We start from the raw sequence: 15,200 nt of genomic DNA, 5'->3' as shown, positions 1-15,200 counted from the left end.
CGCGAGCACGGTCGCGGTGGTGGTGCCGTCACCGGCAACGTCGGAGGTCTTGGAAGCGACTTCCTTGACCATCTGCGCGCCCATGTTCTCGAACTTGTCGGCCAGTTCGATTTCCTTGGCGACGGACACGCCGTCCTTGGTGATGGTCGGGGCGCCGAAGCTCTTCTCGAGCACGACGTTGCGGCCCTTCGGGCCGAGGGTCGCCTTGACGGCATTGGCAAGGGTGTTCACGCCGCGCAGGATGCGGGCGCGGGCGTCTTCGCCGAAACGGATTTCTTTGGCTGCCATGGGAATGGTACCAGAGGGCCTTCTTCTCGCAATCTTCTACGCCATCGCAGCGTGGGAAGGCAGTCTCAAGAAGACAACGCTTGCGCATCTTCCGCCATTACTGGCCCTTGGTGCGGCCTTCGGGGCGTATCTACTGTGGAAACAGTTCCACTTCGGCAGCTTGATCCCGCATTCCGCCAAGTGCAAAGCACTGTACACAGGGGACCCACTTACGCTTGTACGGGACTATTGGTCGATAGCGTTCTTCTGGATTATTGCCAACTTCGTCAACCCAAGGCTTTTCGACCGTCGTCGTGTTGTGCTGCTCGGGTACCCTTTAGCCTACGGCATTCTTCTGATCGGAGTCGATCCGATCATTGGCCACCTAAACCGTCACGCTCTGACGCCTTGGGCGTTTCTCGTAATAGGCGGCAGCGTGGCGGTCCTCAGAATGGTGGATCGCGTCGTCCTGCCCCGCCTCGCGCCAAGCACTCGGAACCGGTCCTGCATTCTCCTGTGTTCGCTCGGCATGCTGTGGAGTTTTCACAACGTTCGCGACCACATCCCGCGCCTTCATCGCGAGGCGGCGCACTACAATGAGAGAATGAACGCGCGGGAGTCGCTTGGGAAATGGCTGAACGCGCATCTAGGCCCCTCGGACTGGGTTGCTATCGGTGACTGCGGGATTGTTCCGTTCATTACCCACGCAAAAGTCCTCGACCTGTTCTGTCTGAACAGCCTCGAGATAAGCTCGGCCCCCGCGGGGTTCCAGCCCCGGCAGGTTGCCGATCTCGTTTTTCGGGAGAAGCCCGCTGCCATCGTGATGCACAGTTCTCTTCGAACGCCCCTGACACCACGACCCGAGTACGGCATCTAGCGCCGGTCAGTCTCGCGAACACGTCAAGGTAGCCACCGAAGTTGGTCAGCAGGATATGGCGGCCAAAGCCGTCGAGCGGCACGCCGGTGTAGCGCGGCAGCCAGTTGGTAACGATTTCGTTCTTGTCTTTCATGGGCGCCAAGTATAAGCCGAAGCTGGATGGCCCCTGCCGGTCGGGATTGACGTTATCCCCTGTAAAGTGGCTTGCGCCAAATGGGGAGCTTCGAGTCATGGTCAAACACAGAATGCAGCGACTATTCCCGATGGCCGCGAGCCTGGTCGTCCTCGCTGTGAGTGCACAGGGGCCGGTAAGCCATGCCGCGGAAAGCGGACATCAGCCGCCGGAATCGCGATCCTTCGACCCGACGGCGATGGATCCAACGGCAAACGCCTGCGAGAACTTCTACCAGTACGCCTGCGGCGGCTGGCACAAGAACTCGCCGCGCCCGGCCAGCAAAGTCTACTGGTCGCGGTCATGGACGGAATTTCGCGAACGGCTCGACGCCTATCTGCGTGACGAGGTCGAAGCCGCCGCGAAGGCAGAGGCGGGGGAAAGATCCGGAGATCAGCGCCGGGTCGGCGACTTCTACGCGGCGTGCATGGACACCGACACCATCGAGGCGCGCGGCGACGCGCCGCTACGGGCCGAACTGGCGCTGATCAATGGCATGCAAAGCAGGCGCGAACTGCCCGCCGTGATCGGTGCGCTGATCCGCGACTCGGTGCCGGGAAGCTATTGGACCGGTCTGCGCAACGGCATGCTGGTAGGCATTTACGGCGGCGCCATCGACGGCTGGAAGACCAAGCGCCTCGGCATCGGGCCCGGCGAATCGCTGGATCCGCTCAACCTGCCGGCGCGCGAGATGTATCTCGACACCGACGAAGCGAGCGTCGTGCGGCGTGCGCGCTACCGTGAACACATCGCGACAATGCTGGAACTGACCGGACAGCCTGCCGCGACGGCGCGGCGCGATGCCCGGCAAGTGCTGGAAATGGAAACGGCCCTGGCCGGCGCCATGCCGTCACCAGCGGATCTGGACGATCTCAGCCGCATGCTCAATCCACGCGATGCGGCATCGCTCGCCAAGGACTATCCCGACTTCGACTGGCAGGCGCTGCTGCGCCATCTGGGCGCAACGCAGGTGGACTCGGTGAATCTCGACTGGCCGCCCTTCATGACGCAATGGAATGAGCTCGCCAGGGACAGGCCGTTGTCCGCCTGGCAGGCGTATCTGCGCTTCCACTTGGTCACCGACCGCGCCCGATTCCTGCCCGAGGCGTACCGCAAGGCATCTTTCGCCTTCTTCGGCGCTGAACTGGATGGCGCGACGGAAGAAGCACCCCGCTGGCAGACCTGCATGTCCGAAACCCGCCGCTACCTGCCCGACCCCGTGAGCCGCATGCTGCTCGAACGCGGTGACCGCCCGAAGGTCAACGCGCAGCTGCAGACCATGTTCGAGGAACTGCGAGCGGCGATGCACGAGCGCATCGAGGCAGCCGAATGGCTTTCGCCGTCGTCACGCCGTGCTTCCCAAGCAAAACTGGATGCGATGCGCCTCGCAGTCAGCCATCCGAGCGAATGGCTGGACGACCCGCGTCTGGTGATCCGCGCGGACGACTACTACGGCAACGGTCGTCGCGCATCCGAGGCGTTGCGGCGGCGAGCCCTGGATCGGCTCGGCGAGCCGGTGCTGCTCGACGAGTGGGGCCTGCCGCCCATCTGGGTCGGGGGTTTCTATAGCTCCGGGCTCAACGCGGTGTACATGACTGCCGCACAACTGCTGTTTTTCGCCGGTGAGGATGGCCAGGATCTCGCCGGCCTGTACGGCAACCTGGGCAGCTTCGTCGGACACGAGATGTCGCACGGCTTTGATCCGATGGGTGCACAGTTCGACGGCGACGGACGGCTGCGCCCGTGGTGGAGCGACGAGGATCGCGAGCATTTCGAGCAGCGCACCCAGTGCGTGGCGGACACCTTCTCCGCCCTCACCTATCCGACCGGTGATCGCCTGAAGGGCGCATCGGTGGTGACCGAACAGACCGCAGAACTGACCGGCACCCGTCTGGCGCTGGCGGCCTATCGTCGCGCCACCGCGGATCACCCAGAGGGCGTGCGCGACGGTTTGACCGCTGACCAGCGCTTTTATGTGTCTTCCGCCCAGAGCATCTGTCTGGATGCATCGCCCGAAGTCTGGCGCCAACTGGTCGACACCGATCCACACGCCTTTGGACCGCCGGGCGTCAACGGTACGCTGCAGAACATGCCGGGCTTTGCCGAAGCATTCGGCTGCAAGGCAGGCGAGTCCATGATGCGGCCGCGAGAACGGATGTGTGACGTGTGGTGAGCAAGGGGATCTTTCCTGATGCCGAATGACGCCGAGCCAGCGCCGGCTCGGCTCCCGCTACTTCGCAACAACAGATAGGCGGTGACGCACCTCGCCGACGTAGCGGGATAGCCTGCCGGCAACGAGCTTCCTTCTGCTTTCTCGAGCCTTCACGGTTCGTCGGTCCGGCAGGAAGCCGCGCAGGCAGGCCCCGGTTCTGGCTCCTCCATTCACGGTTTTCCGTGGTGATCAGGGACGCCCCCTGAACTGGCCACGTGCATGACGAGCTCCCCTGCGACACCCATCGCCTTCCTGCTGCAGCGCCTTCCCGGCATCGCGCTGCTGGTCGTCCTGACCCTGCTGGCCATCTGGCGGGTGTCAGTCGGTACGCGACTGGACAGCTTCACCCTCGACGAGGCCTGGCATATCGCCGCCGGCGTCGCCTACCAGCGCGGCGGTGACATGCACCTGAACCCGGAGCATCCGCCGCTGGTGAAGCGCTGGGTCGGCGCGTGGATGCCTGCTGACGTCCGGCTCGGGGAAGAACCCGTACTGACCGAGAAAGAGCAGGAGCGGCAGTGGGTGGAGCAGCAGATTTACCTCGAGAACGACTCCGCACGGGTGCAGGCGCGGGCGCGGCTGGCGATGTTCGCCTTCCATGGCGTGCTGCTGCTGGTTCTGGGACTCCTGTTATGGCGCGCCGCTGGGCTCGCCTGGGCGACCGGAACGCTGGCCTTCGTCGCGCTGGAGCCGACGCTCGGCGCGCACTTCCCGGTGGTGATGACCGACGGCCCGCTCGCCTTCACGCTGGTTCCGGCGGCGGTGGCGGCCGCCCTGCTCTGCGCGAACTGGCAATGGCGCTGGAGCCTGCTGCTGGGATTGCTTACGGGACTCGCGCTGACGGCCAAGCACTCGGCACTGGCGGGACTGGCCGGCCTCGGTCTGCTGCTGCTCGGCGCAGCGTTGTGGGGACTGCGCCGGGGCGGAGTGCGCGAAGTCCTGCGCCGGGGACTGCGCCTGCTGGTCAGTGGCATGCTGGCGCTGACCATTCTGTGGGCCTTGTACGGTTTCCGCTACCACGCCGATCACGACGGCGGCGATCCATTCAATCGTTCGCTGGAGCAGAAGATCGAGGAGGTGCACAGCCCGCTGCTGAAATCCAGCCTGGAGCTCGCGGACCGCAGCCACCTGTTGCCACGCGCCTACCTGTGGGGTCTGGCCGATACCGTGCGCACCGGCGTGCAGGGCCGCGCCATCATGCGGCACCTGATCTGGGGTCGGGAATTCGAGGGGCGCACGCCCTGGTTCACCTGGCCGGCCATCATCGCGGCGAAGCTGCCGCTGGCCCTGTCGGCATTGGCACTGCTGGGTCTCGCGCTGGTTCTGCGGGAGCGGCAATTGCCACCGTCCACGCGCTGGATGCTGGCCGCGCTGACCGCGATCAGCGCGACGCACCTCGCCGCATTGATGGTGTCCCCGGCCGCCTGGGGCGGCATCCGTCACGCCACGCCCCTGCTGCTGGTGATCGCGATCTGCGGCGGCGCGGCGGCAGCCGTTGCATGGCGGCGCCGCTCCCGCGTGATCGCCGCACTTGCGGGCATCCTCTACGTGGCGGCACTGGCCATGACGATTACCGCGCCCCGTCTGTGGGAGTACGCCAACGAAATGGCCGGCGGCAGCCACGAGGCCTGGCGCTATTTCAAGAATGAAGGCATCGACTTGGGTCAGCGCTTCAACGAGATCCGCGATTTCTACCGCGAGCGCATCGAACCCAGTGGCGAGCCGTTCTACGTCGACTACTGGATGGCCATCCCCGAACAGTGGGAGGCGGCGGGCGTGCAGCGGGTGCGTCGGGTGGAAACGCTGGATGACGGCAACACCGAAGGCCACTACGCCGGCTGGTTCCTGTACGCCAACAGCGCGAGGCTTGCCGTGCCGCAGCAGGACTGGAACCCCGATGAGGTGTTTCGCGACCTGACGCTGGTCGCCGAACTGGGCGAAATCGGTATCTGGCACGGCAGTCAGACCGACCCCAAGCTTCGCGCGGATGCCATGACGGGGCGGGTCCGGCGATACCTTTATACCGAGGCCGGCGATGACTGGGCCAAGGTCGCCCAGCGCCTGGCCGAAGTGGTCGCGGTGCTGCCGCGCGACGGCTTTGCCTGGCTGGAGCTGGGCAACGCCCGCCTGCGGTTGGGGGACTTCGACGGTGCCGAACAGGCCTGGCGGGACATGCTGTCGCAGAAAGGCAATCAGCTCGACCCCGCGCTGCAGCAGGAAATCCAGGGCCATATCGACGCGCTGGAACAAGGCGGCCAGCCGGAGTTGGTCAAGCCGATCCGCAATCCCTGGCTGGAGTGAGCCGGCGAGGCCGGTATGCCGCCAGACCCGGAACCTTGACGCCGGATTCCAGCATCATCTGCCTTCGCAAGGACACTGTCCCCTGATTCCGGGAATTCCCGTTTCTTCCTGCAACCAGGGACGATGGACATTGCGGGCATGGGCGGCACTATTCCCCCGAGACGACAGACACAAACCCGAGCTGAGCGGCCGGGCTACACTGCCGGCTCTGCGGCAACTCGGCGAGGGTGCGGATGGGCGAGGTCAGCGTGCTGTTGGCGGCGGCGAACGCGGGCGACCGCGCGGCCAGTGACCGGGCCTTCGAGCTGGTCTACGCCGACCTCAAGCGGCTGGCGCGGCGACAGCTGCGGATCGCATCGCCCGGCCACGGCGCCACCTCGCTGGTCCACGAAGCCTGGCTCAAGCTGGCGCGGCCCGACGCCATGAACGTCAACGACCGCGAGCATTTCTTCGCCCTCGCCGCACGAGCCATGCGCCAGCTGGTGATCGACCACGCGCGCAACCGCGCAGCGGTAAAGCGTGGCAGCGGGCAGATCGACGAAGACCTTGACGCCGTCGCCACGCGCGTCGGCAGCGTGGGCGACACCGACCGACTGCTGGAACTCGACCAGGCCCTTGAGCGGCTGGGCGCCATGGACCCGCAACTGGTCCGCCTCGTCGAGATGCGCTTCTTTGCCGGCCTGGAACTGAGCGAGATCGCCGACGTCTCCGGGCGTTCGGAGCGCTCGCTCAAGCGCGACTGGCGCAAGGCGCGCGCCGTGCTGCACGCCAACCTTGATGGAAGCGACCTGCATGACTGATGCCGACTGGACGCGCGTTTCCGCGCTCCTCGACGAACTGTTCGATCTCGATGCCGCCGCCTGCGCGGCGCGACTGGCGCAGATTGCCGGCGACGACCCGGCCCTCGCGGCCCGGCTGCAGAAGATGCTCGACGCCGACGCCGTCAGCGGCCTGCTCGACGAAGGCATCGCGCGCGTCGCGCCCACGGTGATGGTGCGTCTGTCTGAACCCGAAGCTGCAGCGTCCGGCAATCCATTGCGCGCAGCGGCCTGCAGCGGCCTGCAGCTGGGCCACTACCGGCTCGTCGAACGCATCGGTGCCGGCGGCATGGGCGAAGTCTGGCGTGGCGAACGCATCGATGATTTCGAGCAGCAGGTGGCCGTGAAATTGATCCGCCCCCTGATGGACAGCCCGGCGCTGCGTGAGCGCTTCAGCCGCGAACGGCGCATCCTGGCGCGACTCGACCATCCGAACATCGCCCGCCTGCTGGATGGCGGCGTGTCGGAAGACGGCACGCCGTGGTACGCGATGGAATTCGTGCGCGGTGAGGACATCGTCAGCCATGCCCGACACCACGATCTGGACGTCCGTGCGCGCGTCGAGCTGCTGCTGCAGGTCTGCAATGCGACCGCGCAGGCCCAGTCCCAGCTGATCGTGCATAGGGACATCAAACCCTCGAACCTGCTGGTGGATGACAGCGGCCGGGTCCGCGTCCTGGACTTCGGCATCGCGCGGCTGCTGGACGACAGCGCTGACCTGCAGCTGACCGGCACCGGCGTTCGCGTCTACTCGCCGGTGTACGCCGCGCCCGAACAGATTCGTGGCGACGCCGTCGGCACCGCCGCGGACGTGTTCGCGCTGGGCGCCGTGCTGTTCGAGCTGCTGACCGGCGAGCCCCCGCACCCGCAGCGCAGCGCCACACCGGACCGGCTGCTGGCCGGCCTCGACCACGAGACGGCGCCCCGACCCAGCCAGACCTTGCGTGAACGCAGCCGCCAGAGCAGCGAATTGCGCCTTTCCCACTTCGCCCGGGAGGTGGGTGGCGACCTTGATCAGATCGTTGCCACCGCGCTTCACCCTGACGCCGTGCGCCGCTACGCCGGCGCCGCGCAGCTCGGTGACGACCTGCGGCGCTGGCTCGATGGCCATCCGATCGCCGCCCGCGCCGACACCGCCGGTTACCGCATGCGTCGATTCGTGGCGCGCCACCGGCTGGCGGTCGGCAGCGCCAGCGCGGTGCTGCTGGCGCTGATCGCCGGTCTCGGTCTCGCGCTGTGGCAGGCCGGCGTGGCCCGCGACCAGGCCGCACGCGCCGATGCCGAGACGGAGCGCATGGGTCGCACCTATCGCTTCGTGATGTCGATGTTCAATGCCATCCAGCCCTCGCGTGGTGGCGGGCAGAACCAGCAGCAGACTGTCGAAATGCTGTTGCGCGACGGCTTAGGGCGCCTGGACACCGAACTTGCCGACATGCCCGATGTACGCGCCGGACTGCGCGCATCCTGGAGCGCGCTGCTGATCTCTCTGGGCCACCTCGACGAAGGCCTGGAGAGCCTCGAACAGGCGGTTGCCGAATACGAGGCACTGTCACCCGACGCCGACGGTGACCTGGTCAGCGCCCTGATCAATGTCGCCGGCGCCTACAAGGACGCTGCCCGTCCCGACGACGCGGAAGCCGCTGCACGCAAGGCGTTGCGCCTTCTGGAGAGCGAAGGTTCCGACAAGGTCGCCGAACGCATCCAGGCACGCACCGTGCTGGCCAACCTCGCCACCTTCCGCTTCCGCTCCGACGAGGCGATCACGCTAAATGAGCAGATCCTCGAGGATCGCCGGCAAATCTCGGGCCTGAAACCGTCCGACCTCGCGGTGAACTACAACAACCTCGCCTCGGCCTACCTCTATGGCGACCGCTATGCGGATGCCGAACGCCTCTACCGCGACCTCGACCAGCTGCTTCGCGACAGTCCGGGATCACCGCCGTCGCGGCGCGTCTACTCGCTTTCCGGCATCGCCTGGTCGCTGCTCGGACAGGCTCGTTTCGATGAGGCACTGCAGGTCACCGACGAGATGCAGGCCATCGGCCGCGAAACCCTGAGCGAAAAGCACGACCTGGTGGTCAGCGCACAGACCCTGCGCGCACGCGTGGCGGCAGCACGCGGCGAGTATGGCCTGGCCGACCGCCTCTTCGCCGACGCCATACCGCGCATGACCGACTCCACCGCCAGCATAGCGCTGCTGAACTGGGGCGCCGGGCTCGTCGAGCAGGGTCGCCACGCCGAAGCCATCGAACGTCTGCAACAGGCAAGGGAACTCTTCGCGTCTTCCAAACGCGCCGACTCACCCCCGGGCCTGTTCTGCACGGCCCTGTTGGAAACCGCGCGCGCGTACCGCGACCCCGATGCAACGACCAACGCCCAAGCCGCCCTCGAGCGATTCGATGCGTTGGGCCTGCAGCGAAGCGACGACCGCGTGCGCGCCATGCTGGCCGTCGCCGGACTGCTGGCCAGCCAGGGAAGGACGGATGAGGCTGCCGAACTGGGCAGGCAGGCTGCATCGCAGGCGACCGCTCTTTTGGGTGCGAAACACCCATTGAGCCTCGAAGCCGCAGCCTTGGCAGATCACCTCTGATATCCGCCCATCGATGCCATCGCTACCGAGCCGCGCATTTCAAATGCCTACCGTCCGGTGCGAGCAGTCGGAGTCTGTTCATTGACAACGACGACCTCGATGCCAGCCACAGTCGATGGAGAGCGAGCACATGTCTTGCAGTGAACGAAGTGTCCACAGATCTGCGACGCTGTTTTCATTTCTACTCTTGTTCGGATTGCTGGCTTGCGTCGATCTCGCGAAGGCGCAGACGCTGGTCATCCGCAATGTCGCGCTGGTGGATCCCGATGAGCTTGCATCGGAACGTTCCACGCTGGTTCTGCGCGATGGCGTGATCGCCGCCATCGAAAACCCGGGCGCGCGGCTTTCGATCACCAGCGCCCGAGAAATCGATGGCAATGCATTGTTCGCCATGCCGGGTCTGATGGATGCCCATGTGCACGCACACCGCGATGGGCGCGAGGCCTGGCACTACCCGTTATATCTGGCGTTCGGCGTAACCCGTTTGCGTGACGCCGGCTCGCATCTGGGCTCGGCACTGGCCGCGCGCCGTCCGGGTGGCCGCGACCCGAGCGGCCCGACGGTGCGTTGGGGCTCACCACCACTCGATGGCGCGCCGCCGGTACTGTCGTTCGGGCTGGCTGCGGAAACTGCGGCAGCCGGGCGTGAGCTGGTGAGGATGTCGAAACGCGAAGGCTTCGACTTCGTCAAGGTCTACGACCGCCTGTCGCCCGAGGCGTATCGCGCCATCCTCGACGAGGCAAAGCATCAAGGCATCGCGGTGGAAGGTCATGTGCCGCTGGCCAGCTCGCCCATCGACGCCATGACCGGCGGACAGCACGCCATCGACCACCTGACACTGGTGCTGGAAAGCTGCATCCCGGGCGCACTCGAATGGACGCATGCGGACACAGGGGCAGACTCGATGGCCCTGCTCACCGACGGTAGGCTCGCGGCGGCTCTTGAGCGCTATGACGTGTCTGCCTGCGATGCGCTGTTCCAGCGTTTCGTCAACGCCGGCACCTGGCATATCCCGACACTGGTGCAACTCCGGGGCGCGTTCGCGCTGGACGATCCGACCGTGACCGACAGCGCGGACATCCGGCTGGTGCCGGAGGCGGTGCAACAGGAATGGGCGGACTATCGACGCGAGGCGAAAGCGGACGAGCTGCGTGCCGGCATGGCCGTCTACGCGCGACAGCTGCGACTGGTCGGCGACATGCACCGCGCCGGCGTACGTCTGCTGGCGGGAACTGATGCCAGCACCGAACCTTTCGTGGTGCCCGGCGCCGCCCTCCACGACGAACTGGCCCTGTTCGTGCGCGCTGGAATGACCCCACTGCAGGCGTTGCGCACGGCGACCACCGATGCCGCACGTTATGCGGGTGATGAACCCGAGCACATCGGCCTGCGTGTGGGCGCACCCGCCAATATCGTCCTGCTTAGCGCGGATCCACGCCTGGACATCCGCAATACGCGCAGCATTGCCTGGGTTGTCCAGCGAGGTGAGGCGCACAGCCACGAGGAGCTCAGCGCAAGGTTGCAATCACCATCAATGGTCGATGAGAGATCTCCTCCATCGCTGGATTAGCGCTGTCGGGCAACTCAGGTTCGACCATGCGATGGCCCTGGCATCAGGTTTCCGCGTGTGTCCATCAGTAACCTACGGCAGGATTTCCGGATTTCCAGGCTGCCACAGGAAATGCCCGTCAATGCATTCGTGCCCCGAGTGCGCTGCCGGCGATTCTGGGTCTTGTTTATCCGGGTTGAGGAAGCAACATGATTTCCACACGCCATTCGTCCGCCGCCAACCTGCCCGGATCCGACCTTCTGTGCGGAGCGCAACCGGTATCCGGCGCGGAGCGGATTGTCGTCATCGACATCATCCGCGGCTTTGCGCTGTTCGGCGTGCTGTGGATGAACCTGTTTGAAAATCTCGGCCTGAACATGCCGATGGATGCGCTGGACAACCTGCCTACTGCGCAATGGGATCGACACGTCGGCTTTGTCTCCTACTGGTTGATGCAGGGCAAGGCGCAGACGCTGTTTTCACTGCTGTTCGGCTTTGGTTTTGCCAACATCATTGCGCGGCTTGAAGCGCGTGGCCTGTCCCAGCGACGCATCTTCCTGCGCCGGATGGCAGTGCTGATGCTGTTTGGCCTGATCAACGTGTTCTGTCTGTATATCGGCGACATTCTCAACGCCTATGCGGCGATGGGCTTCCTGCTCTATTTCACGCGACGCTGGCCGACACGCAGGCTGCTGCTGGTGGCGCTTCCGCTGTCGCTGCTCGGCGGGCCGCTCCTCACTCTGATCAAGGAGACGGTCTGGGGCGGAACCGGCCCGTGGGTCGCTGCCTTCGATGAAGGCGCCGTCATTCGCCAGCAGCTGTTCGTGCAGGCGGACTATCCCGCCTATGTGGCCGAGCTGTGGCGTTCGTTCTGGTACGAATGGGTCGGAACCGGCCCGTGGCTGGTCTACATGGGACAGATCATGGGGCGCTTCCTGCTGGGCTCATGGCTGTTCCGGCAGGGCTGGTTTGCCGACGTGGCGGCACATCGCGATCTGTTTGTTCGCGTCATGCGCGGCGCGCTTCCGCCTGGCTTGCTGCTGTCGGCGATCATCTCGGCCAATCTGTACTACGACATCGGCCCGGACTGGACAGAAGGCGTGCTGAGGCCGGTGGCGATGCTGCTGCTTGCCTGCGGCTATGCCGCCGCCATCGTGCTGCTGCATCTGGCGGGCCGATGCACACTGCTGTTTCGCGGGTTGGCGGCGGTGGGCAAGATGGCGTTGACCAATTACCTGATGCAGAGCGTCTTTTACCTCTTCGTGGTCTATGGCTTCGGGCTGGGGTTGATGCCGTGGCTGGGGGCGACGCTGTCACTGGCGCTGGCGCTGGTGTTTTTCGCGATCCAGATCGGTTTCAGCCTGTGGTGGATGGCCCGCCATCGCTTCGGGCCGCTCGAATGGCTGTGGCGCGGCCTGACCTACGGCAGCTGGCCACGCCTTTTGCCCAGTTCAACGCCGTGAGGCGCAGCCACGGTGCGGCGGCGGGAAGGATGGCTTCGCGCTCACGCCAGTTGCCCGAGTAGAGCGCGTCGCGCCAGTCGGAGTGACGCGCCTCCCCGAAGACCGGCTTATGTCGGCAGACCTTGAGCAACGCCGCATGAACCGTGTGGCCGACATGTCCCGTAACCCTTGGCCCCTGTTCATCACTTTCTCCGTTGATGTGGACAGCACACGAACGGAAACCGACCCATGGCCGCCACACAACTGATCGAACACTGGAACACGGCAATGGGGATCGCCCTTGTCGTGGCCGTGCCGGTGCTTTGGTGGTTCTGGCGCCAAGGCGTCCGTCGAGGAGAGGACGCGGAAAATCAGCTTGACGATCTGGCGCGCCTGCTGGTCGCCACGTTGCGGCGTGGCGAAGACCTGGAAGCCCAGGGCGAGGGCCGCTTCGCGGGTCGCCGCTTTCGCCTGCATCGCACGGTGGTCGATAACCCGGGCGGCGCCAGCCGCCGGCGATACCTCACCCAACTTCGACTGGCAACGCCCCTGGATGGCGTGGCCGAAAGCCATCAGGTGGCATTCAAGAACATCCCCCGCTGGGCGCCCAAAGCGCTGCGTGAGCGTCCGTTTATCGACCGGGAGCGATCCATGCCCGAGGGCTGGTTCGATGACCGCTTGCGCCAGCAGGTGCGGGCAGTGATCGAGGCTGACGCCGGCGTCGGGCAGCTGTCCATCGACGCTGGCGAACTGCGCTGGACTATCGAACTGTTCCGCAGCTGGAGTCCACTGCCCTCACCCGAAGCCTTGCGTCCACGCCTGTTCGCCATGGTGGAGCTGGCCACTACGCTGGAAGCAGCCGCGCCAAGCCAGCAGGTCGCGTCTGCCCGTTCCTGAATCCTGAGTCCGAAAAGGAGATGCCGATGAACTTCCGAACCACTCTACCGGCGCTGGCACTACTGATGGGCCTGGCGCCCATCACGACCATCCATGCGGCCACCTACGTGGTGACCCGGCTGGATGACCCGGTCAGCGACGGCAGTGGCTGCCAGCCGGGTGACTGCTCGTTGCGCGAGGCCGTGGATGCCTCCGCGCTTTCCGATCCATTCGGACCCACCGATCGCATCGAACTCCCTACCGGCGACATCAGTCTGATCCGTGGCCCGTTAAGCCTGCCGCTGCAGGGTCTGGAGATCGTCGGCAGCGGCAAGGAGAGCACAAGGATCACCACCACCACGGAACTGTTCGTGACACTGGCCGGCAGCGCGCGGCAGCTGACCCTTCGCGATCTGTCCATGCAGACCACCGATCCGGCCACCTACAACGTGCTTTCCAGCAGCAATGGTGGTGGCGAGTTTCGGCTGTTCGACATCAAAGTGCCGGCCGGTGGTGGCAGCGTCTCATTTAATGGCGACGATACGTTTGACGTGGAAGTCCGCGACAGCGAGATCGCCACCACCTTGCGCTGCTCGGGACTGGTCGGTACCTGTTACATCGTGGACAGCCGCTTGCGTGGGTTCGTTCTACAGCCCAGTGCGGACTCGGAAATGACGGCACTGCTCCTTCGGGTCGAAGTCGACGGACTGATGGATCCTGACAACCCCAGCTTCTCGTCCAGCATCGGAAATGTCGAAGAAGCCACTATCGAAGACAGCCGGATCACCAACAGCAAGCTGGTGATCAACAATGCGCGTCCTGTGGTCAGCCTTTACGGCCTGCTCTACGACAACAACATCGGCCCCATCGAAACACAGGCCGCCGCCACAGTCACACTCACCGACAGCGAGCTGCGCGACAACCATTCACGGGCGATCCGTGCCGGCGATGGCGCCGAATGGCTGATTGAACGCAGCTCCTTCATCAACAACCGCGCGGATGACGAGGCCGGCGACGACGCCGGCGGCGCGATTCTGGTCGAGAACGCGACACAGCTGCGCATTCGCAACAGCACCTTCAGCGGTAACAGCTTCAGCGTCGCCGCCGCCAATGCCGCGCGAGGCGGGGCCGTGGGCTGGCGCAATGCGGACGGCGCGCTGATCCTGCTGCGACACGCGACGGTGATTGCGCCCAGCATCTTCCCCGCCGGCATCGAAGGTACAGCCGTGGGCGGTTTTGGCGATGCCCATCTGAGCATCCAGAACAGCATCATTCGCGGCAGCTGCGTGTTTGGCGTGTCCGCCTTCGGTGAGCTGGGCAACGTCGAAAGCCCCGGCGACAGCTGCCATTTCCAAAGCGGTCTTCCCGGTGACAGCCTGGTGAATGTTTCCATGCCTGAACTGGCGCTCAGCACGCTGGGCGACCACGGCGGCGCGGCGCCGACCTTCCTGCCCCAGCCCGGCAGCGTCGCCATCGACAGTGGCCATCCCGACTCCTGCCTGGCCAATGACCAGCGAGCCGCCGCGCGTCCCGTCGGCAGCGGCTGCGACGTGGGCGCGGTCGAAGCCGGCGCCGATCCGGGCGACGCCATCCTTTTCACCGATGGCTTTGAATGAGCCAACGCAGGCACTGTCATATTCGAGGCTTTCGCCATGAACGGTCGCAACAACCACCACCAACATCGCCGTCCCCTGTCTCCGCTACGTGCAGTGTTGCGCCAGGGCGCTCCCAGCCTGCTTCTGGTCTTGCTGCCTATGTTCGCCACTGCCGGAAAGCTGCCGGTGACAACAACACCCGACCTGAAGCAGGCGGACATGGCAAGCGGCGCGTTGCTGATTTTCCGCAACGATTTCGAGCCGTTGCCCACGCCAACGGTTTTCCCTGTCGAAAAGGTGTACGGCGGCATCGTCAACCATTCGTCCAGCCTTCCGCGCCCTCTCGATGTCGCGCCGGATGGCCAGGGCGGCGCGGTCATCGCCTGGGCGGCACCCGCATCGGCAGGCGAGCCGGCCCGCGTTCACGCCAGGCAACGGGATGCCGACGGCGCTTGGGGAATGACCGAAACCGTGTCGGATCCGATGTCGCCTGATGAGCGT

The 15,200-nt window shown here is 65.4% G+C and carries 11 protein-coding genes; 10 read left to right on the top strand and 1 reads right to left on the bottom strand.

What is annotated here, in order from left to right:
- On the bottom strand, positions 1-288 hold a 288-nt coding region (locus KF759_RS13755; protein ID WP_291226415.1), incomplete at its 3' end, for a TCP-1/cpn60 chaperonin family protein.
- Here KF759_RS13755 and KF759_RS13750 point away from each other — a divergent pair.
- The 10 genes from KF759_RS13750 to KF759_RS13705 form a co-directional block, all read left to right on the top strand.
- Positions 278-1,144 carry a hypothetical protein gene (locus KF759_RS13750; protein ID WP_291226414.1) on the top strand — a complete coding sequence of 289 codons (867 nt, stop codon included), beginning with the start codon at positions 278-280 and terminating at the stop codon, positions 1,142-1,144. The genes KF759_RS13755 and KF759_RS13750 overlap by 11 nt on opposite strands.
- Positions 1,145-1,407: 263 nt before the next feature.
- Positions 1,408-3,489, top strand: coding sequence for a M13 family metallopeptidase (locus tag KF759_RS13745; protein ID WP_291226413.1), 2,082 nt, complete (start codon positions 1,408-1,410; stop codon positions 3,487-3,489).
- A 258-nt stretch (positions 3,490-3,747) separates the two neighbouring features.
- Positions 3,748-5,829: a phospholipid carrier-dependent glycosyltransferase gene (locus KF759_RS13740; RefSeq protein ID WP_291226412.1), complete on the top strand. Its 2,082-nt coding sequence runs from the start codon at positions 3,748-3,750 to the stop codon at positions 5,827-5,829.
- Between the two features lie 233 nt (positions 5,830-6,062).
- Positions 6,063-6,629, top strand: a complete 567-nt coding sequence (locus tag KF759_RS13735; RefSeq protein ID WP_291226411.1) for an ECF-type sigma factor — start codon at positions 6,063-6,065, stop codon at positions 6,627-6,629.
- Positions 6,630-6,864: 235 nt separating this feature from the next.
- On the top strand, positions 6,865-9,237 hold the full coding sequence (locus tag KF759_RS13730) for a serine/threonine-protein kinase (RefSeq protein WP_291226410.1): 2,373 nt from the start codon (positions 6,865-6,867) through the stop codon (positions 9,235-9,237).
- A gap of 187 nt (positions 9,238-9,424) precedes the next feature.
- Positions 9,425-10,807: an amidohydrolase family protein gene (locus KF759_RS13725; protein WP_291226409.1), complete on the top strand. Its 1,383-nt coding sequence runs from the start codon at positions 9,425-9,427 to the stop codon at positions 10,805-10,807.
- 188 nt (positions 10,808-10,995) lie between these two features.
- The gene (locus tag KF759_RS13720) at positions 10,996-12,249 is read left to right on the top strand and encodes a DUF418 domain-containing protein (RefSeq protein ID WP_291226408.1); all 1,254 of its coding nucleotides are present in this window, start codon (positions 10,996-10,998) and stop codon (positions 12,247-12,249) included.
- Positions 12,250-12,477: 228 nt separating this feature from the next.
- Positions 12,478-13,125: a hypothetical protein gene (locus KF759_RS13715; protein WP_291226407.1), complete on the top strand. Its 648-nt coding sequence runs from the start codon at positions 12,478-12,480 to the stop codon at positions 13,123-13,125.
- 26 nt (positions 13,126-13,151) lie between these two features.
- A complete protein-coding gene (locus KF759_RS13710) occupies positions 13,152-14,720 on the top strand; it encodes a right-handed parallel beta-helix repeat-containing protein (RefSeq protein WP_291226406.1) in 1,569 nt (522 codons plus the stop codon).
- 36 nt (positions 14,721-14,756) lie between these two features.
- The coding region (locus KF759_RS13705; RefSeq protein ID WP_291226405.1) for a hypothetical protein at positions 14,757-15,200 on the top strand (444 nt) is incomplete at its 3' end.

The organism is Dokdonella sp. (assembly GCF_019634815.1).
In the GTDB taxonomy this organism is placed as follows: Bacteria; Pseudomonadota; Gammaproteobacteria; order Xanthomonadales; family Rhodanobacteraceae; genus Dokdonella_A.
Note: the sequence above shows the minus strand (reverse complement) of the source record. Positions and strands in the feature narration are given on the sequence as shown.